At 35.7% G+C, this 14,436-nt stretch carries 12 protein-coding genes; 7 read left to right on the forward strand and 5 right to left on the reverse strand.

All coding sequences use genetic code 11. From position 1 onward, the window contains the following. Positions 1–2 precede the first annotated feature (2 nt). The 6 genes from gspE to RHAB15C_RS00310 all read left to right on the forward strand — a co-directional run bounded on the left by gspE (position 3) and on the right by RHAB15C_RS00310 (position 4,606). Positions 3–1,652, forward strand: coding sequence for a type II secretion system ATPase GspE (gspE, locus tag RHAB15C_RS00285; protein ID WP_246587561.1), 1,650 nt, complete (start codon positions 3–5; stop codon positions 1,650–1,652). Then, complete coding sequence (locus tag RHAB15C_RS00290) at positions 1,653–2,831, forward strand: type II secretion system F family protein (RefSeq protein WP_194845890.1); 1,179 nt, start codon at positions 1,653–1,655, stop codon at positions 2,829–2,831. A gap of 10 nt (positions 2,832–2,841) precedes the next feature. Further along, positions 2,842–3,225 carry a type II secretion system protein gene (locus RHAB15C_RS00295; RefSeq protein WP_194845891.1) on the forward strand — a complete coding sequence of 128 codons (384 nt, stop codon included), beginning with the start codon at positions 2,842–2,844 and terminating at the stop codon, positions 3,223–3,225. Then, positions 3,194–3,700, forward strand: a complete 507-nt coding sequence (locus RHAB15C_RS00300) for a type II secretion system protein (RefSeq protein ID WP_194845892.1) — start codon at positions 3,194–3,196, stop codon at positions 3,698–3,700. The genes RHAB15C_RS00295 and RHAB15C_RS00300 overlap by 32 nt, the downstream gene beginning before the upstream one ends. A gap of 5 nt (positions 3,701–3,705) precedes the next feature. Further along, positions 3,706–4,158 (forward strand): YbhB/YbcL family Raf kinase inhibitor-like protein, encoded by a 453-nt coding sequence (locus tag RHAB15C_RS00305; RefSeq protein WP_194845893.1) that lies wholly within the window; start codon positions 3,706–3,708, stop codon positions 4,156–4,158. Between the two features lie 76 nt (positions 4,159–4,234). Then, complete coding sequence (locus RHAB15C_RS00310; RefSeq protein WP_194845894.1) at positions 4,235–4,606, forward strand: hypothetical protein; 372 nt, start codon at positions 4,235–4,237, stop codon at positions 4,604–4,606. Positions 4,607–4,664: 58 nt separating this feature from the next. Here the strand turns inward: RHAB15C_RS00310 and RHAB15C_RS00315 are convergent, their stop codons facing one another. Next, on the reverse strand, positions 4,665–5,297 hold the full coding sequence (locus RHAB15C_RS00315) for a hypothetical protein (protein ID WP_194845895.1): 633 nt from the start codon (positions 5,295–5,297) through the stop codon (positions 4,665–4,667). A gap of 248 nt (positions 5,298–5,545) precedes the next feature. Next, positions 5,546–6,310 carry a hypothetical protein gene (locus tag RHAB15C_RS00320; RefSeq protein WP_194845896.1) on the reverse strand — a complete coding sequence of 255 codons (765 nt, stop codon included), beginning with the start codon at positions 6,308–6,310 and terminating at the stop codon, positions 5,546–5,548. Positions 6,311–6,670: 360 nt separating this feature from the next. On the opposite strand from RHAB15C_RS00320, the gene RHAB15C_RS00325 reads away from it, so the two are divergent. Continuing rightward, the gene (locus RHAB15C_RS00325; RefSeq protein ID WP_194845897.1) at positions 6,671–9,250 is read left to right on the forward strand and encodes a toxin-antitoxin system YwqK family antitoxin; all 2,580 of its coding nucleotides are present in this window, start codon (positions 6,671–6,673) and stop codon (positions 9,248–9,250) included. Between the two features lie 18 nt (positions 9,251–9,268). Here RHAB15C_RS00325 and rsmD read toward each other — a convergent pair whose 3' ends face one another. Genes rsmD through RHAB15C_RS00340 form a run of 3 tightly spaced genes read right to left on the reverse strand, consistent with a single transcriptional unit; the run spans position 9,269 to position 14,348 of the window. Beyond that, on the reverse strand, positions 9,269–9,856 hold the full coding sequence (rsmD, locus tag RHAB15C_RS00330) for a 16S rRNA (guanine(966)-N(2))-methyltransferase RsmD (protein WP_194845898.1): 588 nt from the start codon (positions 9,854–9,856) through the stop codon (positions 9,269–9,271). Continuing rightward, positions 9,853–11,658 carry a vWA domain-containing protein gene (locus tag RHAB15C_RS00335; RefSeq protein WP_194845899.1) on the reverse strand — a complete coding sequence of 602 codons (1,806 nt, stop codon included), beginning with the start codon at positions 11,656–11,658 and terminating at the stop codon, positions 9,853–9,855. The genes rsmD and RHAB15C_RS00335 overlap by 4 nt, the downstream gene beginning before the upstream one ends. After that, complete coding sequence (locus tag RHAB15C_RS00340; protein WP_194845900.1) at positions 11,655–14,348, reverse strand: tetratricopeptide repeat protein; 2,694 nt, start codon at positions 14,346–14,348, stop codon at positions 11,655–11,657. Before RHAB15C_RS00340 ends, RHAB15C_RS00335 begins: the two co-directional genes overlap by 4 nt. Positions 14,349–14,436 lie beyond the last annotated feature (88 nt).

Below are 14,436 nucleotides of genomic sequence, written 5' to 3' on the forward strand. Positions count from 1 at the left end.
CTATGGCAATGCTCACGGAGTTTTTAGCAAAATTATCGGGTTTGCTTAAACAGAAAGAGGATCCTGCCTCTTTAGTAAAAGTTCACCCCTATGTGGGAAATGTAGAAGAAAAAGTCAAAGAACTAGAAATTGCTTTCTATTCAGATCTTTCAGATTTTTTTTGTGTCAGAAACAAAATTTCCCCTCTTTCTTATTCTTTTGTTCGTAAAAACCAGCTGGTAATATTAGAAGAGCAGATGGATAAGTGGCTTATTGCTATGCTCAATCCTTTTGATTTAGAAGCTTTGGAACAGGTCAGATTTATCACGCAAAAAGATGTGCAGGTGGTTTTTACAACTCAAGTAGCTTTTGAAAAAGCGATCGAGCAGCTCTTTCATCAAAAAGAGAATGAAGCGTCGGAATATATTGCAAGCCTGCAAAAAAATCAGGAAGGTTGTTTAGAAGATCTACAAGAAGGCTATGATTTATTAGAGAGCGTAAGTGAGGTTCCTGTCATTCACCTTTTAAATGTTATTTTGGCAGAAGCGATACAACAAGGCTCCTCGGATATCCATTTTGAACCGACAGAACAAGGCTTAGAGGTGCGTTATAGGGTAGATGGTGTATTGCACATGCGCCATACTCCTCCTTTAGAGCTACAAACCCAGCTTATTACGCGAATTAAAGTATTGGCTCGACTAGATATTGCAGAGCACAGACTGCCTCAAGATGGAAGGATTAAATTGCATATGGGACAAAGGCAGATCGATTTTCGGGTAAGCACTGTGCCTGTTGCTTTTGGAGAGAGGATTGTGTTACGTATTTTAGATAAAAATAATGTTTCCCTTGGGTTAGATAAGATTGGTATGGACTCTGCTCTATTGAGTGCATTTAATAAATTGATTCGTTTAAGTGAGGGGATTGTACTAGTCACAGGGCCAACTGGTAGTGGAAAGACAACTACTTTATATAGCGCTTTATCAGAAATTAACTCTTCTGAAGTGAATATCATGACTATTGAAGACCCAGTTGAGTACAAACTTCCCGGTATGGCTCAAATTGGAGTCAATCCTAGGATTCATCTCAACTTTGCCACGGGTTTAAGGCACATTCTCAGACAAGATCCCGATGTCATTATGATTGGTGAGATCCGTGATAAAGAAACCGCAGAGATTGCTATTCAATCTGCATTAACCGGGCATTTGGTTTTTAGCACGCTGCATACCAATGATGCCCCTTCAGCTTTAACTCGTTTAGTGGATATGGGAATTGAACCTTATCTGCTTTCTTCTTCTGTACTAGGGGTATTAGCTCAGCGTCTTGTACGAAGAATTTGTCCTCACTGTATGGTTCTTTATCAACCTTCTGGTCAAGAGCTTAAAGAGGTAGGTCTTAGTAAAAGCGAGGTAAAGCAAGGTCTTTATCAAGGAGCTGGTTGTGAAATATGTTATGGTTCTGGTTTTAAAGGAAGACATGCTATTTATGAGTTGATGTATGTAGATCACTTGGTTAGACAACAATTACTTCTCTCAGCAGATGCAACTACGTTGCAAAAAGTAGCTTTGGCTCAAGGAATGAGTAGCCTACGACAGCAAGGAGCTGTTTTGGTTCAAAAAGGAATTACTACTACTTCTGAAGTATTGAGAGTAACTAAAATTTTGGAGTTTTGTTAGGTGCCTTTATTTCGTTATCGTGCAATTACCACTAATGGTAAAGAGATTAAAGGCGCTATTGATGCAGATTGCTTAGAAACGGCTAAAGAAAAACTGCGCAAGCAACAATTCCTGGTTACCTCTTTAACCTATCTACAGAATAAACAAAAAGAACCGATTTTAACTCCAGCTCTTCTACTCATCTTTACAAAAGAGCTCTCTCAATTACTTAAAGCAGGTCTTCCTTTGTATGAGAGTTTATTAACCATTGAAGAAAAATATGTACGCCACAAAGCACATTCCTTATTTCTAGACCTTTGTCATCGTTTGAAAGAAGGTTATCCTCTTTCAGAGTCTTTAAAAAAGTATCCTCATACTTTTGATACCATCTATATTTCCATGGTGCATATTGCAGAACAAAGTGGGAATTTGATTTCTACTTTTGAGCAGCTTGTCCAAATTATTTCCCATCAGCAGATGATGAGAAAGCAATTAAAGTCTGCGCTCACTTATCCAGGTGTTCTCTTTTGTTTTTCTTGTCTGATTGTCTTAGGATTGTTGTTATTTGTAATTCCTTCTATGAAAGAGCTCTTTCAAGATCGATCTTTGCATCCTGTTACTGCTTTTGTGCTTAGTTTGAGCAACCAACTCAATCAACATATTTGGACCTTTTTTTTATCCATGTTTATCCTTTGCACAGCAACTTTACTGGCTCTAAAAAAATTCTTTAAAGAGCTTATTTATCCTATTTTGATCCAATTACCCTATGTAAGCACGCTCCTTTTTCATAATACCCTTTTATGCTTATCACGTACTATGGCTATGTTGCTCAGTGCTGGAATGCCATTGATTGAATCGATTGCTTTGATCAAAAAAATAGTCAGACATCCTTTACTAGAAAAAGTGTTAATCGATGCGCAGCAAAAGCTTGCGCAAGGCAAAAAACTTTCATGGATTTGTAATGAACACCCTATTATGCCTGTTTTAATGACAAGAATGCTCTCTATTGCAGAAGAGACGGGGAAAATGGAGGAAGCTTTTTTTCATCTTTCTAAAATTTATGAAGAAGAATTAGAAAAACACCTTGCACAGATCTCAGCTTTTTTGCAACCTATTATGTTAATTGCTTTAGGAGCAATTATCGGTCTTGTAGTTTTATCTATTCTTATTCCACTAACCGATGTAGGTTCTTTTAATTAGGAGAAGTTTTATGAGAAAAAAACAGGCACTCACTTTATTAGAGATTATGATTGTCATCGTCTTAATTGGGCTCATTGGCAGCGTTCTCGGGTTTAGTATGAAAGGAAGCCTTGATAAAGGGAAGATATTTAAAACCGAGCGAGCTATACAACTTATCGAAGATATCCTCATGTTAGAAGTGGCCAAAGGAGCTTCTATTACAGATGTGGTTGATCATGCAGAGACTTATTTAAAGGATTCAGGTATGGTAAAGAATGTAGCGAATATCTTAAAAGATGGATGGGGGACACCGTTTACCATTGAAAAAAAAGATGATCAAATTGTCGTAACCTCAAAGCGCTTAACAGAGTTACAAGCGCCCGATGATGATTCCAGTCAAAAGTCCAAAGAATAGAAAATCATTTACTCTTTTAGAGGTAATGGTTGCCATCTGTATTTTTAGTATGATGGCCTCTATTAGTGGATGGCAGATCTTTCGCATGATCTCTGAGTATAGGTTTAGCAATCAAGTAACCGATTGTTTTTCCTCTTTGCAAAATGCACAATCTCTTGCTCTGCTTTATCAAACAGATGTATTCTTTGAGATCTTTTTAGAAAATGACACTTATTATTATAGGATCTATTCCGATGAACCTTTTCCACCTTCTATTTTAAATCGAGAAAAAAAACAAGCTCTTTCTGCTGTAAAGGTTTGTAAGTATAACAAAGAGTACATCAAGAATAAAAAGTGGGGGATTTCTTCCAATGGGCTCATTTACCCAAGAGGGGTGATCTATTTTGCTAAACAAGAAAAAAAAGGATTGTGGATTGATTTACAAAAAGGATTTCTCATAAAATGCGCTAAAGAAAAACCCATAAAACGTTGGTAGATTTTATGCAATTACTCTCTTCTGCCTTTAATCACATGGGGTCGATTCCTCTAGAATATAGCTGCGATGGTAATAACATAAATCCAGAGCTGGTCATAAAGGAGGTTCCTTCTCATGCAAAAAGTCTTGTATTGATCATGGATGATCCAGATGTTCCCTCGTCTGTTTGCAAAGACTGTATGTGGGATCACTGGGTTGTCTTTAACATCCCTCCAACCACTACGTATATCCCCAAAGATGGTATACCCCAAGGAAGTATTGGGAAAAATACAGATGGAACACTTTGCTATCAAGGACCATGCCCTCCTAATGGAGAGCACCGCTATTTTTTTAAGCTCTATGCTCTTGATTGTGAGTTGGATCTATCTGAGGGGGCTAATAAAAAACAAGTAGAGAAGGCTATGCAAGGACATATTATTGCACATACAGAATTAGTTGGTAAATATAAACGCATATAAGCAATATATTGACAACTAATTTATTTAATCCTTAAGTTGAAGTTTATTAGCTACACTTAAATTTAAGGAGGTAAGGGTGGATACAGCAATAGGGTTGGCCAGAATTTTTGGTCCCTTTTTATTAATTTTAGGGTTATGGATGTTGTTTTATCATCACAACGCTCATAAAATCATGACATCTATGAAAAGTACGCCAGCTATTTTTTATTGTCATGGATCTATTAGTCTACTAATTGGTCTTTTTATCCTTAATGAATACAATTATTGGGATATGAGCATGTTTGTATTGATTTCCATATTGGGTTGGCTGTTTTTAATTCGCGGTCTCATGATTCTGTTTTTCCCGCAGCTTTTGATTAAATGTACAATGAGTTCACACTCTTGCATCAGGTTAAATGGAATTTTCCCTCTGGTATATGGGATTCTTCTTTGCTGGATAGGGTTTTAGTTAAAAATCCCTTTGGGGTTACTAAGCTAGTTTGTCTCTTTTTGCGACATTGATTGTGCTAGGATTTTCCTATTTGAATCCTGGCACAATTAATGATTTCCTGTCCTATTTTTGTTTCAAGGTATGATCTTGCTTTTGAAAGAAGGCTATGCTTTTTTTCCATAGGAAGAAACTCTGAAAATCCACTATCTAATCGGCTAACTTGTGTTCTATTAGAGTAAAGTTCCTCTTCCAGAGGGATAGTTTGTTTTGATAAGCTGTTTTCGGCCTCTTTAGCATCTATTACATCTTTTAGAGTATGAGCACAAGCTTCTAGTTTGTTAATTCGTGTTGCATTTACACAAATGTAATGATGTAATTTTTCAAGACCTTGTTTTAGTTGAGTATTCTGCCTATTCATTTCTTCTAGCTGTTCTTGACTAGGCTCTCTAGAAAAAAGGTTAGATATTCTCTCGTAAAGAGTGGGTTTTTTTACCAGTTGATTGTTTTTGGGGACATCGTAAATAGGTTCTATCCCTTTTAGTTTCTTCATTTGGTTTGGTTTTCTAGAAAAGAGATTAGATATCTTCTCATATAAACAAAAGAATAATTGAGAGATTCTCTCATAAAGAGTTAGCTTTATGGATGGATTATTTTGGATGTTTTGATAAGTGGATTTTGAGGTGTAAGAAGGGTCTACAAAGCTAGTCATAAATTAAACCACTATTAATTTTTTAATATTATTATTTAATATGTATAGATTATGCTTTTTCTTTATTTATATTATGATAGACTCATTAAATAGTAAATAAAAAATAGTAGATTTAGTTACTGAAATAGAAAGTTTCAGATTTCTATATGAACTTTAGAATCTTACAAAAATTAATAAAGAAGTGCTTGATGATCTACTTTAAAGAAATCATCAAGCACTAAATAGCGTTCTTTATATTTAGAAAAGTTTTAAGGGGAACTATGATCATTAAGGTATTCGAAACATTCGCTAAATATTTTATCCACATCAACCCATCCTGCTAGCTCTTCTTTAGATTCTATATCCGTATTGTTAGAAAGAAGAGTTTCCGATGCATTGATTTCTGAATCTTTAGTCACTGCTTTTGTATCTATTGTTTTACTGAATGATGAAATTTTTTTGAGGATACTTTTAATGGGTATATTAGGAGTTTTTGATGCGCTGATTTCCGATGTAAAAGAAACCCTTCGCGAAGTTGCAGTGCTCACGGAAGCAGAATCGAGATTAGGTTTATTTTCTTGAGATGAAGGAAGGAGGGGAATCTTTTTATCAGTGGGTTTAAGAGCATTTTTGGCACTAGTAACATCTGATAAGTCAGCTCGAAATGCTTTTTTTTGCTTATCATTAGATCTAGGTAGCGGTTCAGGAGGAATCTTGTTTTTGATACTAATATCTGTCTTGTCTATTTTAGAAGGTTCCGATGTTGAACTTAAATGTGTTGTATTAGATCTAGGCAGTGGTGTGGGCTTATTTTTTAGCGGTGCTTGTAATGCTACAGGGATAATATTCACCCTGTCAGGAGAGAGTTTAGGGGCTGGTGGACGTCTGTTTTCTTGAGTAGGAGATGGGTCAATTCCTCTAGCGTACCATGTAGTGCTGCTTTTTTCTGATCCTTGGTTTACAGAAGTTAATGTTTTTGTTTTCGTTTTTTGGCTAGTGTACAACGGGGGATGGGATCCTATTTTAAAAGTCATAATGCATTGCTCCCATTTTTGAAATGCTAAAAAGTTTTAGTAAAAACTGATTTAATAAAATTATAGTAATAAAAAATTTGGAAATATAAAAGACATACAATCTTTCCATACCATAAAAGAATCAGGCAATAATAAACAAGATTGTTCTTAATTTTTAATCTATAATTAATAAAATAACATCAATTAATTATATATTTTAATTTCTATATAGTTGTTTTGTATATAAGATTTAGAATGCTCTTTGTAAGGCTGCATAGCTTTTTTATAAATTTATTTTTATAGATTTCTTAAGAGCTTGTCTGAAAGAGATAGCTGCTTTATGCTTAAGTGAAAAAATAGTTATTTCAAGGAGACTCTATTATGATGAGATTTGTCTTTTTAACCTTTTGTCTTTTATTTGCAAAAATATCCTTTGCCAATGAAGTTGTTCCTAAGATGCGTCAACCTCACTGGTCTTCTAAAACTGTAGAAACCTATCCCAATTCAACTCCTAAAAAAGTGGTATTCTACGATCGGGAACCTAATCGAGCTGTTAAACAAATTTTACTCTATCCCAATGGACAGATTAGAACAGAAACAGATCTATCTGTAATAGAGGAAGAAGAAGAGTTAAAAACTGTACCTCATGGTGTGTGTTTATTTTTTACAGCTGAAGGTAAATTAGAGAAGCAAATGATCTATGATCGTGGAGTGCTACATGGAACCATGAAGCTTTTTTTCCCAGATGGAACGCTGCAAGGAACTTGTGGATTTAAGCAGGGACAAAGAGACGGATTAATGGTTTCCTATTATCCCAATGCAGAAAAAGCAGAAGAGGCGGTTTATGAGAATGGGAAGATTATCGGCGAAGTAATCAGATATCACGAAAAGGGCAAACGCGCTGCTATCATTCCTTATGAAGAAGGTGTTCCTCATGGGTGTGCAATGGAATGGTATCCAACGGGTAGGAAAAAAACTGTTCTTCAATATAAAAATGGATCTCTTCATTCCAATGGTAGGGATCCTGCGGTTATTGCCTACACGCCAGATGAGGTAATTCAAGAGGTTCAAGATTTTTGTGAAGGAAAGCTTGTAGGGCTACATGTCAAATATCATGCTAATGGACAAGAGAGCTATAAGGTAGCTTATAAAGAGGATTTAAAAGAGGGCAAAGAACGCTTTTTCAGTACGGAAGGTAAATTACTAGGAGAGGGTAATTACGTAAAAGGTCAGCCGGTTGGTAAGCACTGGCGCAAAGCAGAGAATGGTGTACAAGTTTTATCCGCGCATTTTGATGAAAGAGGCAATACCATAGAACCTATCATTGAATGCAATGACAAAGGACAACTCATTGCTCAATACTCTCTGCTAGATGGTAAAAATCATCAGAAATATCTGCAGTGGCATGATAATGGAAATCTTAAAGTAGAATATAACTACGATATAGGGAAACTCAATGGGGAACAGAAAGAGTACTATCCATCAGGACAAATCAAATTAAAAGCCATGTATGTAGAGAATGAAAAAGAAGGGCTTTACGAAGAATGGTATGAGAACGGAAACCTCGCACAAAGAGCTGTTTTCAAAAATAAAAGCTTAGACGGTCTTTATGAACAATGGTATGAAAATGGACAGCTTAAAACTCAGGAACATCATGTAATGGGTAAGTTGGATCAAGAGCAAAAGCATTGGCATGAAAATGGAGTTTTACAATTAAGCGTTCGATTTGATTTAGGGAAAAAGCAAGGATTATATCAAGAGTGGAATGATAAAAAAGAACTGATTGTATCTGCTAATTACGACCAAGATAGGTTAATAGGTGTTATAAAAGCATGGTGGAGCAAAAATCTCCTCAGAGAAATCACACATTATAACGATCAAGGAAAACTCAATGGTGTACATGAAGAATACTATCCGAGCGGTCAGCAAAAAGCGCTTGTGAGCTATTCTAATGATCTATTAGAAGGAACTATGAAAACTTGGTATGAAGACGGCAGTCCTTGCGCCGTAAAAACATTTAAACAAGGTCTTCCTATAGGAGAACACAAGGAGTATTATTCTGCTCAGCAGCTACAAGAAAAAGGTGTGGTTAACACAGACAAAAAACTTTTACAAATCGCCCAACATATATTTTTTGATGAAAAAGGGGAAATGCATGGTGAACAAAGGGTCTATCATCCAAATGGAGCTCTTTGCTCGTGCGTGCATTATGAACATGGCCAAATGCATGGAAGTAAATCCATTTGGTCAGTTGAAGGAGTGTTGATAGAGGAGGCTAACTACAATCAGGGTAAGCTCGATGGACGATTTTTTGAAAAATTGCCTGATGGCAGAGAAGTTGTTTACCACTATAAGGATAATCAAAGAAACGGTGTTCACGAAGTATATTATCCGCCAAATGAGTACTTTGCAAGGATCAAAGCCTTTGAATCTTTTTTCGTAAATGACCAATTGGAAAAAGAGGTTATAGAATATAACGAAACAGGAGCAAAAATAGGAGTTACTCCTTATATAAATGGAAAAAAAGAGGGAGTTGCTAAAATATTTTCACCAGAAGGACAATTATTAGTAGCTGTACCTTTTCATCAAGATAGTAAGGAAGGGATATGCGTACAATATTATCCCAATCAGAAACCTTTTGTAGAGACACCCTATCAACAAGATAAGAGAGAGGGAACTGAAAAAACCTACCATTTGAATGGAGAGCTTGCCAAAAGTGTAGAGTATCACAATGATCTTATGAATGGTCTTTATCAAGAATGGAATGCAGAAGGGATTCTTGTGTTTGAAGCGGAATACCAAGAGGGTAAACGACATGGCAAATTTAATAAATTCTACGATGATGGATCCCCTTATATCTCTCAGACCTTTCTCGAAGATGAGTTACATGGTGTGAAGAAGAAATATGATAAAGAGGGCAAAATGGTAGAATCTTTTTATGAAAAAGGAAAAAAAGTATAATCTCTTTTTTTAAACCTACTAAAGACATGGATCTTTAGTAGGTGCTTTTTTTTGATACTGCTGCAAAAGCGTACCGCTAAATTTCCGCATATTCGCAAATGTAAATGATTTAAGCTCAAACTGCGTGTGAGCGGTTTCTTCAATAAAGACAATTCCATTGGGTTTAATTAAACAAGAATTATCAAATAATGCAAAAATCTCTTGCAAAATAGTTGTTTTAAGAGAGAGTTCATAAGGAGGATCGATATAAGCGATATCAAACTGGAGCTCTTTTTTTACTAACTGTTTTAATGCTTGTTTATAGCTACATGACAAAATAGAGCAGTATTTTTCTAATTGCAATAGTTGAATATTTTCTTTTAGACAGCGTATTGCTACCGAATTGTTATCGATAAAGGTGGCATGTGAAGCTCCTCGACTCAAAGCTTCTATCCCCATTGCTCCAGATCCTGCAAATAAATCGAGGAAAAGAGCATCTTCAATCTTATTATGAAGAATGTCAAATACCGCTTTGCGAAGTACTGCTAGAGTAGGACGGGTTGATGGAGTTTTGGGGGATTTAAGCAGGCGGCCGCGAAAATCTCCGCCTAGAATACGCAAACTCATTCGAATGCTGCTTCAAAGCGAGATTTTAACACTTTTTCTGCATCGCTTAGTAGATCTTTCTTACCTTCTTTTAAAAAACGCGCATGTGCTTTTGTCATTTTCCATTGGTTTTCTAAAGAAGGATCTGCTTCTTCTGCATCAGCAAAGCAGATGGTTTTTTTGATGGCGATCCATTGGCGATGTTGTTTACCTTGGATGGATAGTTCAAACGTACAAGGATCGTCGATATACCCTGTAATTCTATAAGGAGTCCCTTGATAGAGAACCGATTGAGAAGATGGGCTTAAGTCCACAAAAGAAGTAACATCAGAGGGTCTAGCTGAAAGAATAAGATGTGTCAGAAGTGGATCTTTTAAATCTAATACCAACTTAGCTAGTTTACGTGGGAAAGAGGCATGTGTATCGGAATAAACTAAAAAACCTCCACTGCTCGTACTCATAAGATTGAAAAATGTCAGATCATTTTCTCTTCCTACAGCTGCGGTATGAAGTGTTATGTGGCCTTGTTTATTTTCTAGCCATTTTTTAACCGTTTGTTGTTGTAATGTAGAATTAAATGTATTTTTCCCAGAGGTTAACAAAATGGCATTACAAACGATCTCTTGCTGAGATAGATCTAAAAGCAAGTTTTCCAAGCTTTTATAAATATCGGAAGAAGAAGCTCTGCTACCAAATGTTTGCGCTTCTAAAAATTCTTCCGCTTGGCGAATATTTTGTTTAGAAATTTTGAGATTAGATGTATTAAAACAGGTTATTTTTTTATCAATGATAAAAATGTTAAAGCTATCCTCTTCTTGCATGCTTGCTAATGCTTTTAGAACCGCCCTTTTAAAAACAGCGAAACGGTGTCTAGGAACGGAGCTGGAACGATCTAGAATAAAGCAGATATGTTGTTTTAAGCGATAGTGGCTTAAGTCTCGTTTGGGGAAAAGCTCAACGGAGAATACATATCCTTTATCTTGAGGAGTATAGCTTACGTGTGTTTCGAAAAGGTGATTCCAATCATTGGCAATGGCAAAAGAAGGAAAGCAGTAGTTTTTCAAACGAGAAATAGGAGAGATCTCAGGTAAAAAATGACGCAGAACTTTCAAATGTTCTATTTCTGAAAAAAGAGTAGGAGGATTTTTCATTTGAGCAGCTAGTTGATCCATTTGATGAGGGTCTATAATAGGGGAAACATTTTGAATGGATAAATGTATTGCAGGATCTGCTAGAGGAAATTTTAGATTTTCTTTGTAAATAGTCGCTTTTCTATTTTCTCTAGGTAAGGATAGTTGCTGCTTATCATTAGCCTCTGATGCTTTTGGTAGTTGAGTGGCTAGTGTTGTTTGCATTACAGGATCGATTTCTAGTTTTTTATTAACAAAAGAATCCATTGAGGTAGCAGGAGGAGTTAAAAGAGGCTCGTTTTCTAATTTTGGTAAGCAAACAGAGGCTAGAGAAGAAGATTCTTCTATAGAAAAAGATAGAGGATTTCTTTTTACAAAAGAGAAAGAATCAACCAATTCTAGATCAGGAGCTAACTCAAATGGACGATTAGATGAGAGTAGATCATACGGAGTTTGATGATTTGAGGGAACCACCACAATTTGTTCAAAAACTTCTTGCAGAGTATGTTCTTTGTTCTCCTCATCTATTTGTAAAAGGTGAGGATTTGATGATGATAACCAAAAAAGTGCAGAGAAATTGTGCTGTTTATGCAAAGAAAGAGAATAAAGGATACATATACAAGCTACATGCATAGCAAGAGAAAAAATAAGACATGAGAGAAAAATGAAACGGTTCTTTAAGGATGCTGTCATAAAATATCTTGTAGAGCCTCCTTACTCAATTTCACTCTCATTTGTAATGAGTCATGTAGGCCTTTTTCTTTTAATTCATCGAATCTGGCAAGGGCATTTTTTTTCAATTTCTGATAAATGTTTTTACGTTGATTTTTTTTAGCTAATTGAGCCTTTATAGAGATTATCTCTAAATCAATAAAGCTTAAATAATCTTGATACAATTGCATTTTATCTGGAAAAAGATCTTGTGTCGAGAGGTAGTGTTGAACAGACGGGTCCTCTGTTGAAGAAAAGTCATCTCTCATCTGTAGAAGCAACTCTAATTTCCTTTCTAAAGGTCTAGAAGATATACAGGTTTTTACTTCGATGTATTCCAAGGCAGCTTCCAAATGAAGCGGTTCTGATAAAAGTTTTTTTCTGATTTGTACTTCTTTTAGCGCATCGCAAATAGCTATAATATCTGTAGAACCCTCTTGTTTTTCTTGTTCAGAGAGTAGAGAGAATTGTAATCTTGCTTTTTCTAAAAGAGCAGCACTTCCGTAGTAAGATAATACGTGTTTGGAAGAGTCAATGAGGTTATCATACACTTTAATTGCTTCCTTATAGCGTTTTTGTTCTTGATAGGAAAGAGCTAATTCAAAGAGCACCCTTCTTTGCCATTTCCATTCTATAGAGGAAAAATCTTTTTGCTGCTTTGTTAGTGTTTCTAAAAGAGAAGTTTTTTTTGCTTTTTCTCCAAGATAATCATATAGAGCGCAAAGTTTTAGTACTTCTACTTCTAACCAAGATTCAACAGGCAAGCTGCTGTGATTAAGAAGTTTTTCAAAAGATATTTTGGCTCGCTTAGCATAAAGATGTTTTTCTTCTTTTTCTGCAATTTCAAATTGCTGATAGTAAAAATGAGCCAGCCAATCGAGGTTATTTAGCTCTACTGGTTCATCTATGTTGGCAAATAGATAATTTGCTGCTTTTAAAAAAAGATCCCTGTTTGAGCTTTCAGGCATTTCTTGTGCAGCAGATAGATATAAGTTGTAAAGTTTGCGATTGCAAATGCGTCTATGTGTAGATTTAGGATCAGCTAGTGCTTTTTCGAAGTTCTCTGCTATTTGAAGAGCTCCTACACCGAGATGTTCTTGACACAGAGCTGTGAACAGATATATATCAGCTGAATATCCATATTGCTCTATATATTTTTCAGATGCATCTAGAGATTTTTGATATTGTTTTTGCTCAAATAAGGATTGAATGAGCAGCCAGTGCATTTTTTGTTTTTCTTCCTCGGAAAAAAGCTCTGGTTGTTCCAATGCTTTTGTTGCATGGGTGATGAATACAGCTTGTTTTGTAGAGTATAGATCCAGAGGAGATTGTTTTAAATCTTGCATGTGACAATTTAAAAGCTGGCGCCATGCGGATTTTGCATAAACAGAATGAGGAAAGTTTTCTAAAAATGCTAAAATTTTCTGAATGGCTTGGCTTAAGTTTTGTTCGTGAATAGAACAAAGAGCTTGTTCGTAAATCAGGGTTTCTTTTTGAGGATGATCGGGGGATAATTCTAATAGCTTTTGTAAGTACTCTGCCATTTTTCCCCAGTTTTTATCTTGTTTACATAGCTGGGTGTACATCAAAATCAGATCTAATGTTTGCGTATCTTGAGGGAAAGAGTGCGTTAAGTATTCAAGATTTTCTTCTAAAAGAGACCAGTTTTTAGTCATTTTTGCGCAAGAAATCAAAGTGATTAGGGAGCTTTTTTCATAAGAGGCGTCATGGGGACTTTCGAGAAATTGCATGAGAAAAAAGATCGCTTGATCGGGATTATTGGTTTGATACAGGCTTTTGCCTGTATAATAGGAAATCAAAGGATCTGAAACGATGAGATCGCTTAATTTCTCGCGCATGACGAGGAATTTACTGTACTCTTTTTGCTGAAAGAGTATTTGTAATAATAGATGAGCTGCTTGAGATCCTTTTTCTTTTTTCAAAGAACAGACTTTTTCCAAATTTTCCATAGCTTTATCTGGATCTATTTTCATTTGTAAATAGCCCGCTTGGAATAAGTACTGCTCTTTATTTTCAGAGTCTTTTTCAGCTAGCATGAGATAGAGATTGGCTGCTTGCATAGGGTTTTCTAAAAGGGCATTGATATGAGCTAAAGAATAGAGAGAATCACAAACATAACGGGTACTAAGCAGTCTTTTATACTCAGATTCGGCTTGTAAAAGCATTTCTTTTTTATGAGAAGGGTCTTCGATCTTTAGTGCGGTTTGCATCAAAGCTTCTGCAAAAGAAAAACGCATTGTGTCTAATTGTTCTTTAGTTGTGCTGGCGTGTTTCATTACATGTGGAGCTTGTGTAATCACTTCTTCCCATAGACCTAATTGATAGAGGCAATAGACATTGTGAAATAAACTGGTTTGCGATTTTTTTCCGAAAGGAATTTTTTGATAAAAATCTATGGCTGCTAGATAATTTTTCTCTTTTACAAAAAGATCAGCTAGCATGGCATATAACTGCTCTTTAAAAACAGTCGTTGGGTAGGTTTCTAAAAATTGGTAAATGCGTTCTTTAGCTAATGTATACTCTTGTTCTTTCCAATAATCGGCAATTTGCCTGAGCTCAATACTTTCTCTAAAAACAGGATCATCTGGGTCTGCATGTAGATAGCTTGAAGTCAGTAAAGCAATCGATAGTAAAAAAACATTTCTTTTCACGCGGTTTTCTCCCACTTGAATTTTTTTTAAATTATATTCACGATACAATATTCTTCAAATGTTGAGCAAAAAAACATTTTTTCTTACG

Source organism: Candidatus Rhabdochlamydia porcellionis, assembly GCF_015356815.2.
Taxonomy (GTDB): domain Bacteria; phylum Chlamydiota; class Chlamydiia; order Chlamydiales; family Rhabdochlamydiaceae; genus Rhabdochlamydia; species Rhabdochlamydia porcellionis.